The sequence below is a fragment of the Streptomyces sp. NPDC023481 genome (assembly GCF_055560195.1).
The window spans coordinates 143973-157825 of record NZ_JBVHJE010000009.1; the positions used below are offsets into that span (position 1 = coordinate 143973).

Sequence of the window (13853 nt, forward strand, 5' to 3'; positions counted from 1 at the left end):
TCAACCGGTAAAGTCCCAATCCCGCCAAGGATGGGGAAAGCACGTCCAGGACAGGCATAGACCGGTTTAGGGAGCGCCCATGCTGGAGGTCACACCGCTCACCGACGGCTGGACCCTGCGGTACGAGGGCGCGGATCTGCCGGCCCGGGTGCCGGGGTGCGTGCACACCGACCTGCTCGCGGCCGGGGTGATCCCGGATCCGTTCCTCGGCGCGAACGAGCACGAGGTGGCGTGGGTGGGACGGCGGGCGTGGACGTACGGGACCCGGCTGCGGGCCGGCTCCGGGCACGAGCGGACCGACCTGGTCTTCGACGGGCTCGACACCGCCGCCGAGATCGGCGTCGGCGACCGTCTCCTCGGCCGGGTGCGGAACATGCACCGCTCGTACCGCTTCCCGGTGACCGGCCTGGACGGCCCGCTGACCGTGCGGTTCGCCTCCGCCTACGCCGAGGCGGAGGCGCTGCGGGACCGGCTGGGCGAGCGGCCCGGCGCCTACGCCGAGCCGTACCAGTACCTGCGCAAGATGGCCTGCTCGTTCGGCTGGGACTGGGGTCCCACGCTGGTGACGGCCGGAATCTGGCGCCCGGCGCGGCTGGAGCACTGGTCCACGGCCCGGATCAGCCGGGTGCGCCCGCTCGTCACCGTCGACCGGGGCGAGGGCGTCGTGGAGTTGCACGTCGAGGTGGAGCGGACCGGGGTTCAGGCCCGGCTCACCGTCGAGGCCCGGGTGGGCGGCCGGGCGGTCCGGGCCGGCCTGACGGGCTCCGCGGGGACGGTACGGCTGCGGGTACCGGACGCACGACTGTGGTGGCCGCGCGGCTACGGCGGACAACCGCTGTACGACGTCGAGTTGACGTTGCTGCACGAGGAGGAGCCGCTGGACGTGTGGCGGCGCCGGATCGGTTTCCGGACCGTGGAGCTGGACCGCGGGCCCGACGCGCACGGCACCGGGTTCACCCTGGTCGTCAACGGGGAGCGGCTGTTCGCGCGGGGCGTCAACTGGATCCCGGACGACGTCCTCCCCTCCCGGGTCACCCGGGAGCGCTACCGGCACCGGCTCGCGCAGGCCGCCGGGGCGGGCGTCGACCTCGTCCGCGTCTGGGGCGGCGGGATCTACGAGAGCGAGGACTTCTACGACGCCTGCGACGAACTGGGCCTGCTGGTCTGGCAGGACTTCCCGTTCGCCTGCGCGGCCTACCCGGAGGAGCAGCCGCTGCGCGCCGAGGTGGAGGCCGAGGCCCGGGAGAACGTCGTACGGCTGATGCCGCACCCCTCGCTGGTGCTGTGGAACGGCAACAACGAGAACCTGTGGGGCTTCAGGGACTGGGGCTGGAAGCGGCGGCTGGCCGGGGCGTCCTGGGGCGAGGGGTACTACCTGGGCCTGCTGCCCCGGGTCGTGGCCGAGACGGACCCGACGCGGCCGTACACGGCGGGCAGCCCGTGGTCCGGTTCCTGGGACCACCACCCCAACGACCCGGCGCACGGCACCCACCACTCGTGGGAGGTGTGGAACCGCGAGGACTACGCGGTCTACCGGAACCATGTGCCGCGCTTCGTGGCCGAGTTCGGCTGGCAGGCGCCGCCCGCGTACGCCACCCTGCGGCGCGCGCTGCCCGGGGAGGACCCGGCGCCGGACTCCCCCGGCATGCTGCACCACCAGAAGGCCGACGACGGAAACGGCAAGCTGGAGCGCGGCCTCGCCCGCCATTTCGCCGTCCCGGTGCGGGACTTCGACCGCTGGCACTACCTCACCCAGGTCAACCAGGCGCGTGCGGTGGCCGCCGGGATCGAGCACTGGCGCTCCCACTGGCCGGTGTGCGCGGGCACGGTCGTCTGGCAGCTCAACGACTGCTGGCCGGTGACCTCGTGGGCGGCGATCGACGGCGACGGCCGCGAGAAACCGCTGTACCACGAGCTGAAACGGCTGTACGCGGACCGGCTGCTGACGCTCCAACCGCGGGAGACGGGACTGGTGCTGGCCGTCGTCAACCAGGCCGCCGAGGGCTGGACGGACGCGCTGACCCTGCGCCGGATGAGCGTCGACGGCTCCGTGCTCGGCTCGGAGAGCAGGGAACTGGCCGCGGGGGCGCGCGCGGTGGCCGGGATCGCCGTACCGCGCGAGCTGCGCCCCGAAGGGCCCGAGGAGTTCCTGGTGGCCGACGCGGGCGGGCTCCGGGCCCTGTACTTCCCGGCGCCGGACCGGGACATCCCGTACCCCCGGCCCGAGTTCCACGTGCGGGTCGCCCCGGGGACGGTGACCGTCACGGCCCGCACGCTGGTGCGGGACCTGCTGCTCCAGGCCGACCGGCTGGACCCGGCGGCGCGGGCCGACCGGGGGCTGGTCACCCTGCTGCCCGGCGAGCGGGTGACGATCGGCGTGCGCGGCTGGCAGACTCCCGACCCGTCCGCCGCGCGTTCCGCGCTGTACTGCATGGAGCCCGTCTGATGCCCTCGACCCCGACTCCCCGCGTCACCATCAAGGACGTCGCCGCCCGCGCCGGAGTCTCCAAGGGGGCCGTGTCGCTGGCCTTCAACCACAAGCCGGGGCTGTCGGAGGCCACCCGCGACCGGATCTTCGCGGCCGCCCGGGAACTGGGCTGGGCACCGAGCCACACCGCCCGGTCGCTGGCCGGGGCGCGGGTGGACGTGGTGGGGCTGGCGGTGTGCCGGCCGGCCCGGATGCTGGGCCTGGAGCCGTTCTACATGGAGTTCGTCTCGGGCGTGGAGAGCGTGCTGGGCGAGCACTCCTGCTCACTGCTGCTGCGGCTGGTACGCAGCCCCGAGGAGGAGGCCGGGCTGCTGGACGCGTGGTGGCGGGGCCGGCACATCGGCGGCTCGATCCTGGTCGACCTGCGCGTGGACGATCCCCGGGTGCCGGTCGCCCGGCGGCTCGGGCTGCCCGTGGTCGCCGTCGGCCACCCGTCGCTGACCGGTGGTCTCACCTCCGTGTGGACGGACGACGCCACGGCCGTCACCGAGGCGGTGCGCTACCTCGCCGCGCTCGGACACCGGCGGATCGCCCGGGTCGGCGGGGCGGCGGCCCTCGGCCACACCGGGATCCGCACGGCCGCGTTCGACGAGGCCGCGGGGGCGCTGGCGCTGGCCGGGGCGTGGCAGGTGGCGACCGACTTCTCCGGGGACGCGGGGGCGCGGGCGACGAGGTCGCTGCTGACGGCCGCGCCGGCCGACCGGCCGACGGCGATCGTGTACGACAACGACATCATGGCGGTGGCGGGGCTGTCGGTCGCGGCGGAGATGGGGCTGCGGGTGCCGGACGAGGTGTCGCTGCTGGCGTGGGACGACTCGCAGTTGTGCCGGCTGACCCATCCGACGCTGTCGGCGATGAGCCACGACGTCTACGGGTTCGGGGCGGAGGTGGCCCGGACGCTGTTCGGGGAGATCATGGGTGAGGGTCCGGGCTCGCATCCGGTGCCCACGCCGGTGCTGGCGCCGCGCGGGTCCACGGCTCCGCCCCGGTGAGCGGCGGCGGCGCCGCGGCTGCGTCGATGTGACGTTCACCGCTCCAGCCCACAGGGCTGGGCAGTCACGTTACTCGTAAGTAGCATGGGACCTGAGCGCGCGCTCAGCGCAACGCAGCAGTGCCATCCCGCATCTGGAGGAGAGCCATCGTGCCTCGTACCGTCAGGGACGTCGTCTTCGTCGACGGCGTCCGCACCCCGTTCGGCAAGGCGGGCCCGAAGGGCATCTACCACGAGACCCGTGCCGACGACCTCGTCGTGAAGGCGATCCGGGAGCTGCTGCGCCGCAATCCCGGGCTGGACCCGAAGAAGATCGACGAGGTCGCCATCGCCGCGACCACGCAGATCGGCGACCAGGGCCTGACCCTCGGCCGCACGGCCGGCATCCTCGCGGGCCTGCCGCAGTCCGTTCCGGGCTACTCCATCGACCGCATGTGCGCCGGCGCCCTGACCGCCGTGACGACCACCGCCGGTTCGATCGCGTTCGGTGCCTACGACGCCGTCATCGCCGGCGGTGTCGAGCACATGGGCCGCCACCCGATGGGCGAGGGCGTCGACCCCAACCCGCGGTTCGTGTCCGAGAAGCTGGTGGACGAGTCGGCCCTGTTCATGGGCATGACCGCGGAGAACCTGCACGACCGGTACCCGCACATCACCAAGCTGCGCGCCGACGAGTACGCGGTGCGCTCGCAGGAGAAGGCCGCCAAGGCGTACGCCAACGGCAAGATCCAGCAGGACCTGGTGCCGATCTCCGTGCGCCGCACCAGCCCCGAGGCCGGCGAGACCGGCTGGGGCCTGGTCACGGCCGACGAGCCGATGCGCCCGGGCACCACCCTGGAGAACCTGGCCGGTCTGAAGACGCCGTTCCGTGTGCACGGCCGGGTCACCGCGGGCAACGCGGCCGGTCTGAACGACGGCGCCACCGCGTCGATCATCGCCAGCGAGGACTTCGCCCGCGAGAACGACCTGCCGGTGAAGATGCGCCTGGTGTCGTACGCCTTCGCGGGCGTCGAGCCGGAGGTCATGGGCTACGGCCCGATCCCGGCGACGGAGAAGGCCCTCGCCCAGGCGGGCCTGTCCATCTCCGACATCGGCCTGTTCGAGATCAACGAGGCCTTCGCCGTACAGGTGCTGGCCTTCCTCGACCACTACGGCATCGCCGACGACGACGAGCGCGTCAACCAGTACGGCGGCGCCATCGCCTTCGGCCACCCGCTGGCCTCCTCCGGCGTCCGCCTGATGACGCAGCTGGCCCGCCAGTTCGAGGAGCAGCCGCACGTCCGCTACGGCCTGACCACCATGTGCGTCGGCTTCGGCATGGGCGCGACGGTCGTCTGGGAGAACCCGCACTTCGAGGGGGACAAGTGAGCACCACCGCCGAGCTTCTCAAGCAGGCTTCCGAGCTGTTCCCCGACGAGGTCGTCACCCGTGCGCATGTGCGCCACCTCGACCTCCCCGCCGGCGCCGGCCGCTTCGCGCTGATCACGCTGGACAACGGCCTGGACCACACCAAGCCGACCACCTTCGGACCGGCCTCGCTGGCGAACCTGAACACCGCCCTCGACCAGGTCGAGAAGGAGGCCGCGGACGGCGAGATCGTCGGCGTCGGCATCACCGGCAAGCCGTTCATCTTCGCGGTCGGCGCCGACCTCAAGGGCGTCGAGCTGCTGAAGGAGCACGAGCACGCGCTCGCCATCGGCAAGGGCGGCCACGAGGTCTTCAAGCGCCTGTCGAAGCTGGCCGTCCCGACCTTCGCCTACTACAACGGCGCGGCGATGGGCGGCGGTGTCGAGGTCGGCCTGCACTGCACCTACCGGACCGTCTCCCAGGCGATCCCGGCGTTCTCGCTGCCCGAGGTCTTCCTCGGCCTGGTCCCCGGCTGGGGCGGCTGCACCCTGCTGCCGAACCTGATCGGCGCCGACAAGGCCGTCTCGGTCATCATCGAGAACTCGCTGAACCAGAACAAGCAGCTCAAGGGCCGTCAGGTCTTCGACCTCGGGATCGCGGACGCGCTCTTCGAGGGCGCCGACTTCCTGGAGCAGTCGCTGATCTGGACCGCCCAGGTGCTCAAGGGCGACGTCAAGGTCGAGCGTCCGGTGATCGACCGCGGCGACGCCTGGGACCAGGCCGTCGCCAAGGGCCGCTTCATCGCGGACTCCAAGGTGCACGGCGCGGCCCCGGCCGCCTACCGCGCCCTCGACATCATCGCCGCCGCGAAGAACGAGGACCTCCAGCAGGGCTTCGACGCCGAGGACCAGGCCCTCGCCGACCTGATCATGGGCGGGGAACTGCGCGCCGGCATCTACGCGTTCAACCTGGTGCAGAAGCGCGGCAAGCGTCCCGCCGGCGCCCCGGACAAGAACCTGGCCCGCCCGGTCACCAAGGTCGGTGTCGTCGGCGCCGGTCTGATGGCCAGCCAGCTCGCGCTGCTGTTCCTGCGCCGCCTGGAGGTGCCGGTCGTGCTGACCGACATCGACCAGGAGCGCGTGGACAAGGGTGTGGGCTACGTCCACGCCGAGATCGACAAGCTGCTCGGCAAGGGCCGGATCAACCAGGACAAGGCCAACCGCCTCAAGGCGCTGGTCACCGGTGTGCTGGACAAGGCCGAGGGCTTCTCGGACGCGGACTTCGTCATCGAGGCCGTGTTCGAGGAGATCGGTGTCAAGCAGCAGGTGTTCGCGGAGGTCGAGGCGGTCGCCCCGGCGCACGCGATCCTCGCCACCAACACCTCCTCGCTGTCGGTCACCGAGATGGCGTCGAAGCTGAAGCACCCCGAGCGGGTCGTCGGCTTCCACTTCTTCAACCCGGTCGCCGTGCTGCCGCTGCTGGAGATCGTCCGCGGCGAGCAGACCGACGACGCCTCGCTGGCCACGGCCTTCGCCGTCGCCAAGAAGCTGAAGAAGACCGCGGTCCTGGTCAAGGACGCCCCGGCCTTCGTCGTGAACCGCATCCTGACCCGCTTCATGGGCGAGATCCAGAACGTCATCGACGAGGGCACCCCGGTCGAGGTCGCCGAGAAGGCCGTCGAGCCGCTCGGTCTGCCGATGTCCCCGCTGGTGCTGCTGGAGCTGGTCGGCCCGGCGATCGGCCTGCACGTCTCCGAGACGCTGCACGGCGCGTTCCCGGACCGCTTCACGGTCTCCCCGAACCTCAAGGCGGTCGTGGAGGCGGGCAAGCGCGGCTTCTACGTCTACGACAGCGGCAAGCCCGAGCTGGACCCGGAGGTCGCCGCGCTGCTCAAGCAGGGCGACAGCGTCCTGACCGAGGAGCAGGTGCGGGCCCGCGTGCTGGACGCCGTCGCCCAGGAGATCGGGCTCATGCTCGACGAGGGCGTCGTCGCCGAGGCCCAGGACATCGACCTGTGTCTGATCACGGGTGCCGGCTGGCCCTTCCACCTGGGCGGCATCACGCCGTACCTGGACCGCGAGGGCGTGTCGGAGCGCGTGAACGGCAAGAGGTTCCTGGCGCCCGGCGTGGCGAGCGTTCCCGCGTAGCACCGGTTCCCGGGTCCCGTGACCCCGGGTGACAGCAGTGAGGGCCCCCGCCGCGGCGGGGGCCCTCTCGTGTGTGTCAGACCTCCCGCCACGCCTCCAGCGCCAGCCCCGGCTCGTCCTTGCGCCGGGTCAGCAGCAGGCGGCCGGTCGAAGGGGACGACGTCGCCGCCACCACGCGGCCCTCGGCGTCCTTCGTGAGGGACACCAGCGCGTCCAGGGGCAGTTCGGGGCCCGACTCGGTCCACCAGGCGCCGGCGGACTCCAGTTCGGTCGGGTACGCGGCGAAGGCGACCCGGCGGCTCGCCGCACGCTGGACCAGCAGGGTGCAGTCGTGGCCGTCCAGGTCGCAGCGGACCGCCGAGACCGGGCCGGAGCCGGCCGCGGGCAGCAGGGTGACCGGCTTGCCGCCCGGGCGCCAGGCGCACAGGTCGCCGGAGGTGTCGGTGTAGAAGACGGTCGTACGGTCCGGGGAGGTGGCCAGGGCGCGCAGGGTGCCGGGGCGGACCGGCGCCTGGAGGGCCTCCTGCAGTACCGGCTGGGCGCCCGGCTCCTCCTGACGCCAGTACAGCAGGCCCTGCGGGACGGCCGCGTACAGCTCGACCCTGCCCGACTCCCCGGTCACCGCAGCGAGTCCGTCCTGGACCTCCTTGCCCTTGAGGTCCCGCCAGGGGTCCCAGCCGCCCTTCTCCTTCTGGGCGAGCATGCTCACACCGCCGCCCCTGTTGCGGACGAAGAGGTGGGCGCGGCCCTCGGCGTCCACGGCGACGGCGGGTGTGCCGGTGCGGTCGCCCTTCTTGTTGGGGTGGCCGACCGGGTTCCAGTCCAGGGCCGCGAGGTGCGGGCGGAAGTGCGTGGAGTGCACCAGCCCGGACTCGCCCGTGACCGTGGGCCGCCAGGAGACCAGGTGGGCATAGCCGTCGGCGCCCTGGCCGACGGCCAGGACGGGGTGCAGTCGCTGCTCGCCGCCCACCGTGCGGGGGGCGGACCAGGGGCCGCCGGGGCCGCGTTCCGCCCGGCACCGGACGGCCTCGCCCGACAGCTGGTAGACACTCAGGCGGCCGTCGCGGCCGCGCAGGAACCAGTCGCCGTTCACCGGTTCACTCTAAGCCGACCGGTACGGGCCCGTGCGACCCTGGGGTGCATGACCGATGACGCCTCCGTCTCCCCCGCCCCGCTGCTCGTCGTCGTGGACGGCGCGAACGTCGTGGGTTCCCGTCCCGACGGCTGGTGGCGGGATCGCAGGGGCGCTGCCGAGCGGCTGAGGGACCGTCTGGCGAGCCGGGGACTGCCCGGGCACACCGGGCCCGTGGAGATCGTCCTCGTGGTCGAGGGCGCGGCCCGGGGCGTGGCCTCGGTGCCCGGCGTCCGGGTGGAGCCCGCACCGGGCAGCGGGGACGACCGGATCGTGGAACTGACCGCGCAGAACGCCGGCCGGCCCCGTCTCGTGGTCACCGCCGACCGGGAGCTGCGGCGCCGGGTGACGGAGCTGGGGGCCGGAGTGGCGGGGCCGCGTACGGTGCGGGGCTGAAACGCGCCCGCGCCCGGGAGGAGCCCGCACCGGGCAGCGGGGGGGACCGGAGCGCGGAACTGACCCGGCAGAACGGCTCGTGGTCACCAGCGACCGGGAGCTGCGGCGCCGGGTGACGGAGCTGGGGGCCGGGGTGGCGGGGCCGCGTACGGTGCTGGGGTGAGCCGGGCTCGTTGTCCGGGCGGTAGCCGGGCGTACAGTACCGCCCCGTCGACGCGGTCCACCTCCGCGTAGTCCGCGGCCAGCAGGCGGCGCAGGGTGGGGAGGCGGGCGGGGGCGTAGGGCTCGCCACGGGAGTCGTCGACGACCAGGGCGGGGGCGTGCGCGGTCATCTCCCGGCGGAAGACCGGCCAGGTGCCGGCGACGGCGTACTCCTCGCCGACCCGGGGGCCGTCCCGGCCGCCGCTGTAGTTGGTGAGCAGGCCCGCGGTGAGGTAGCGGGTGGCGGGGGTGCGGCCGGCCAGCCAGTACGTCTCCGGGTGTATGCCCCACACCAGGACCCGGTCGGCGGGTGCCGTGCGGTGCGCGAGGGCCGCCGCGAGCCGCTGCGCGTGCGCGAGTTCGGGGCGCGGCGCGAGCAGGCCCCAGCCGACGAAGAGGGCGCAGGCGCAGGCCGAGGTGAGGACGGCGGCCAGGTGCCGTTCCCGGGGCAGGACGTGCAGCGCGGCGGTGGCCAGCAGGGCGAGCGGCGGGGTGAGTTGCAGGTAGTAGTGGCCGAAGAAGTGACAGCCGAGGATCACCGCGACGGCCGAGGAGGCCAGCCACAGCCACAGCTCGGCCGCTCCGGTGCGGGCGGTGCGCAGGGCCCGTACGACCGGGGGCAGCAGCCCCGCCGAGGCCGCCGCAAGGATCGCGGTGTTGGTCAGCGCGCGGACCAGGACGTGGAGTTCGGAGCCGGTGGGGGTGGCGTACGCGGCGGACCCGGTCACCGTCCAGAACAGGAAGCCGGCGGGGTCGGTCAGCAGGGCCGCGCCGAGCACGGGCGCCGCGAAACCGGCCGCGAGCCGGGGCAGGCCCCCGCGGGTGCCGCCCCGGCGGTGCAGCAGCCAGGCCGCCGGCAGCAGGACCGCGCCGCCGGTCTGCTTGGTCAGGAACGCGGCGGCGACGGCGGCCCCGGCCGCGCCCCAGCGCCCCCGGTCCGCGCACCACAGGGCGGCGGCCGTCCAGGGCAGCATGAACACCTCGAAGGTGGCGGCCTGCGCGTCCTCCGGGTTGAGCCCGACCGAGACGAGCAGGTACAGCACCCCGGCGGTACGGCCGGCGCGGCCGCCCCAGCGGCGGCGGGCCAGGGAGGCCAGCAGGACGGCGGTGAGCAGCTGGGCGAGGACGGCGAGCACCCGCAGGGGGGCCAGCGAGCCGGAGCCGCACAGCGCGAACGCGGCCTGGTACAGCCAGGGCAGCAGCGGTGGCTTGCGGTCCACGACCGTGTCGTACAGCTGCCCGCCCCCGGCCAGCAGCCGGGCCTGTACGGCGAGGAAGCCCTCGTCCGGGTTCCACAGCGGCCGGACGAAGGAGGGCACCCGGGTGGCGCAGGCCAGGGCCGTCAGCAGGGGCAGGAGCCGCGCCCAGTACGCCGTCCGGGTGACCGTGGGCCGGGCGGGGGCGAGCGGGGCGGCGAGCATGGTCCGCACGCTATCCGGCCCCGCCGCCCCAGCCGAAGCGGGACATACGGGGCGGGGGCCGGTCGGTTACCGGGGCGTCCCGTCCGGCGGCCGTGAGACCTCGCCGGCGTCGGCCCGCTGCTGCCGGCCGAGGCGGCTGTGGGAGCGGCCGTAGAGGAAGTAGACGAAGAAGCCGATGACCATCCAGACGGCGAACCGGAGCCAGGTCTCGGCGGGCAGGTTGAGCATCAGCCACAGCGAGGCGCACACGGACAGGATGGGGATGACCGGGACCCAGGGGGTGCGGAAGGCGCGGGGCAGGTCCGGGCGGGTCCTGCGCAGGATGATGACGCTCAGGGCGACGACGACGAACGCGAACAGCGTGCCGATGTTCACCAGTTCGGCGAGTTGGCTGAGGCTGGTGAAGCCGGCCACGATCGCGATGATCACGCCGAGCAGGATGGTCGGCCGGTGCGGGGTGCGGAAGCGCGGGTGGACGCGGGAGAAGAAGCGGGGCAGCAGCCCGTCCCGGCTCATCGCGAAGAACACCCGGGTCTGCCCGAGCAGCAGGATCATGCAGACGGTGGTCAGGCCGACGGCGGCGCCGAAGCTGATGACGCCCGCGTACCAGGGGTGGCCGATGGACTTGAACGCGTCGGCGAGCGGGGCGTCCACCGAGAGCCGGGTGTACTTCTCCATGCCGGTGACGACGATGGAGACGGCGACGTACAGCACGGTGCAGATGATCAGGGAGCCGATGATGCCGCGCGGCATGTCCCGCTGCGGGTTGCGGGTCTCCTCGGCGGCGGTGGCGACGATGTCGAACCCGATGAACGCGAAGAACACCACCGAGGCGGCGGTGAAGATGCCCATCACACCGAAGTTGGACGGTGCCCAGCCGAACATCAGCTGGATCAGCGGGGCCTTGAGGTTGCCGCCCGCGGGCACCGCCTGGGGATGGGGGACGAACGGCCTGTAGTTGGCGCCGTTGACGAAGAACGCGCCCGCGATGATCACGATGAGGACGACGGCCACCTTGACGGCGACGACGATCGAGGTGATCCGCGCGGACAGCTTCATGCCGACGACGAGGATGGCGGTGAGGACGAGCACGAGCGCGGCGGCGAGGACGTCGAACCCGAAGCCGGAGGCGGCGTCCCGGCCGCCCAGGTAGGCGGGCAGGTGCCAGCCCCAGTTGTCCATCAGGGAGCGGATGTAGCCGGACCAGCCGACCGCCACCACGGCGGTGCCGAGGGCGAATTCCAGGACCAGGTCCCAGCCGATGACCCAGGCGGGCAGCTCGCCCAGGGAGGCGTACGAGAAGGTGTACGCGGAGCCCGCCACGGGGACCGTGGAGGCGAACTCGGCGTAGCAGAGGGCGGCGAGTCCGCAGGCGACACCGGCCGCCACGAAGGCCAGGGCCACCGCGGGGCCGGCGTTGTTCTTGGCGACCTGCCCGGTGAGGACGAAGATGCCGGTGCCGATGATGACGCCGACGCCGAAGACGGTCAGGTCGAGCGCGGAGAGGGACTTCTTGAGCGCGTGCTCGGGTTCCTCGGTGTCGAGGATCGACTGCTCGATCTTCTTCGTCCTGAAGAGCGTGCTGCTCACGGGCCTACCTCCCACACGCTTGTCGTCCTCGACATGATCGAGCGGGCTGGGGCGCATTTGCCCCGGCACAGGCAGGTTCACGCAAAAAGGCCGGTTCCGCCACCCGGAGGAGCGGCGGAACCGGCCCGTGACGTCGCTGTCTAGTCGCGCGCGGACTCCACGGAGTCCACCGTGCCGGCCGTGTCGCCGAACCGGCCGTCGAGCTTGGCGACCAGTCCGGTGACCTGGCGGGCGATGTCCGGCGCGGTCAGCCCGATCTCCGTGAGCACCTCGGCGCGGGAGGCGTGGTCGAGGAAGCGCGGCGGGATGCCGAAATCGCGCAGCGGCACGTCCACGCCGGCGTCCCGCAGGGCCTGCGCGATCGCGGAGCCGACACCGCCGACGCGGCTGTTGTCCTCGACGGTGACGACGACCCGGTGCCGCTCGGCGAGCGGGGCCATGGCCTCGTCGACGGGCTTGACCCAGCGCGGGTCGACCACGGTGGTGGAGATGCCCTGGCGGTCGAGCAGCTCGGCGATCTCCAGGCACATCGGGGCGAGGGCGCCCACGGAGACCAGCAGCACGTCCGGCCGGCCGGCGCCCGGCTCCCGGAGCACGTCCATGCCCCCGACCCGGCCCACGGCGGGTACGGCGGGGCCGACGGCGCCCTTGGAGAAGCGCACGACGGTCGGCGCGTCCTCGACGGCGACGGCCTCGCGCAGCTGGGCGCGCACCTGGTCGGCGTCGCGCGGTGCGGCCAGCCGCAGCCCGGGCACCACCTGGAGGATCGACATGTCCCACATGCCGTTGTGCGAGGCGCCGTCGGTGCCGGTGACACCGGCCCGGTCCAGTACGAACGTGACCCCGCACCGGTGCAGGGCCACGTCCATGAGGACCTGGTCGAAGGCGCGGTTCAGGAACGTGGCGTACACGGCGAAGACGGGGTGCAGCCCGGCGTAGGCGAGGCCGGCCGCGGAGACGGCGCCGTGCTGCTCGGCGATCCCGACGTCGTACACCCGGTCCGGGAAGCGCTTGGCGAAGCGGTCCAGGCCCACCGGCTGGAGCATGGCCGCGGTGATGGCGACGACGTCCTCGCGCTCCTCGCCGAGCTTCACCATCTCCTCGCCGAAGACCGAGGTCCAGTCGGCGCCGGAGGAGGCGATCGGCAGCCCGGTGTCCGGGTGGATCCTGCCGACGGCGTGGAACCGGTCGGCCTCGTCCTGGAGGGCGGGCTGGTAGCCGCGGCCCTTCTCGGTCAGGCAGTGCACGATGACCGGGCCGCCGAACCGCTTGGCCCGGGCCAGCGCCGACTCCAGTGCCTCGATGTCGTGGCCGTCGATCGGGCCGACGTACTTCAGGCCCAGGTCCTCGAACATGCCCTGCGGGGCGATGAAGTCCTTCAGCCCCTTCTTCGCGCCGTGCAGAGTCTCGTACAGCGGCCTGCCGACGACCGGGGTGCGGTCGAGGATGTCCTTGGTCCGGGCGAGGAAGCGCTCGTAGCCGTCGGTGGTGCGCAGGGTCGCCAGGTGGTTGGCGAGGCCGCCGATGGTGGGGGCGTAGGAGCGCTCGTTGTCGTTGACGACGATGACCAGCGGGCGGTCCTTGGCCTCGGCGATGTTGTTGAGCGCCTCCCAGGCCATGCCGCCGGTCAGCGCCCCGTCACCGATGACGGCGACGACGTGGCTGTCCCGCTTCTTCAGCTGGTTGGCCTTGGCGATGCCGTCGGCCCAGCCGAGCACGGTCGAGGCGTGGCTGTTCTCGATGACGTCGTGCTCGGACTCGGCCTGCGAGGGGTAGCCGGACAGGCCGCCCTTCATCTTCAGGCGCGTGAAGTCCTGCCGGCCGGTGAGCAGCTTGTGCACGTAGGACTGGTGGCCGGTGTCCCACAGCACCTTGTCCTTAGGGGATTCGAAGACCCGGTGCAGGGCGATGGTCAGCTCCACCACACCGAGGTTGGGGCCCAGGTGCCCGCCCGTCTTGGAGACCTCCTGGACGAGGAAGCCACGGATCTCCTCCGCCAGCTGGTCCAGCTCCTCCAGGCTGAGCCGGTCCAGATCGCGCGGTCCCCTGATACGGGTCAGCAGCGGCACCCGTGCCTCCTTGCAGTAGAGCTGATCGAGCTGTTGCCGGGCTCGCCCGAGTCTAATCTTCCGGCCCGGCA

At 72.8% G+C, this 13853-nt stretch carries 9 protein-coding genes; 5 read left to right on the forward strand and 4 right to left on the reverse strand.

Features of this window, described 5'->3' with window-relative positions:
* The first annotated feature begins 79 nt into the window (after positions 1-79).
* The 4 genes from ACZ3ZD_RS19475 to ACZ3ZD_RS19490 all read left to right on the forward strand — a co-directional run bounded on the left by ACZ3ZD_RS19475 (position 80) and on the right by ACZ3ZD_RS19490 (position 6973).
* Positions 80-2446, forward strand: a complete 2367-nt coding sequence (locus ACZ3ZD_RS19475; RefSeq protein ID WP_467398733.1) for a glycoside hydrolase family 2 protein — start codon at positions 80-82, stop codon at positions 2444-2446.
* Positions 2446-3480: a LacI family DNA-binding transcriptional regulator gene (locus ACZ3ZD_RS19480; RefSeq protein WP_467398736.1), complete on the forward strand. Its 1035-nt coding sequence runs from the start codon at positions 2446-2448 to the stop codon at positions 3478-3480. The genes ACZ3ZD_RS19475 and ACZ3ZD_RS19480 overlap by 1 nt, the downstream gene beginning before the upstream one ends.
* 149 nt (positions 3481-3629) lie before the next feature.
* On the forward strand, positions 3630-4847 hold the full coding sequence (locus tag ACZ3ZD_RS19485; protein WP_467398738.1) for a thiolase family protein: 1218 nt from the start codon (positions 3630-3632) through the stop codon (positions 4845-4847).
* Complete coding sequence (locus ACZ3ZD_RS19490) at positions 4844-6973, forward strand: 3-hydroxyacyl-CoA dehydrogenase NAD-binding domain-containing protein (protein WP_467398741.1); 2130 nt, start codon at positions 4844-4846, stop codon at positions 6971-6973. The genes ACZ3ZD_RS19485 and ACZ3ZD_RS19490 overlap by 4 nt, the downstream gene beginning before the upstream one ends.
* Before the next feature lie 76 nt (positions 6974-7049).
* Here the strand turns inward: ACZ3ZD_RS19490 and ACZ3ZD_RS19495 are convergent, their stop codons facing one another.
* The gene (locus ACZ3ZD_RS19495) at positions 7050-8066 is read right to left on the reverse strand and encodes a PLL family lectin (RefSeq protein WP_467398743.1); all 1017 of its coding nucleotides are present in this window, start codon (positions 8064-8066) and stop codon (positions 7050-7052) included.
* 48 nt (positions 8067-8114) lie between these two features.
* On the opposite strand from ACZ3ZD_RS19495, the gene ACZ3ZD_RS19500 reads away from it, so the two are divergent.
* The gene (locus tag ACZ3ZD_RS19500) at positions 8115-8501 is read left to right on the forward strand and encodes a PIN domain-containing protein (protein WP_467398746.1); all 387 of its coding nucleotides are present in this window, start codon (positions 8115-8117) and stop codon (positions 8499-8501) included.
* Positions 8502-8584: 83 nt separating this feature from the next.
* Here the strand turns inward: ACZ3ZD_RS19500 and ACZ3ZD_RS19505 are convergent, their stop codons facing one another.
* From ACZ3ZD_RS19505 to dxs, 3 genes are all read right to left on the reverse strand, one after another.
* Positions 8585-10123 (reverse strand): glycosyltransferase family 39 protein, encoded by a 1539-nt coding sequence (locus ACZ3ZD_RS19505; protein ID WP_467398748.1) that lies wholly within the window; start codon positions 10121-10123, stop codon positions 8585-8587.
* A gap of 66 nt (positions 10124-10189) precedes the next feature.
* Entirely contained in the window at positions 10190-11713 is a 1524-nt protein-coding gene (locus ACZ3ZD_RS19510) for an amino acid permease (protein ID WP_467398750.1), read from the reverse strand.
* Positions 11714-11853: 140 nt separating this feature from the next.
* On the reverse strand, positions 11854-13782 hold the full coding sequence (gene dxs / locus ACZ3ZD_RS19515; RefSeq protein ID WP_467398752.1) for a 1-deoxy-D-xylulose-5-phosphate synthase: 1929 nt from the start codon (positions 13780-13782) through the stop codon (positions 11854-11856).
* Positions 13783-13853 lie beyond the last annotated feature (71 nt).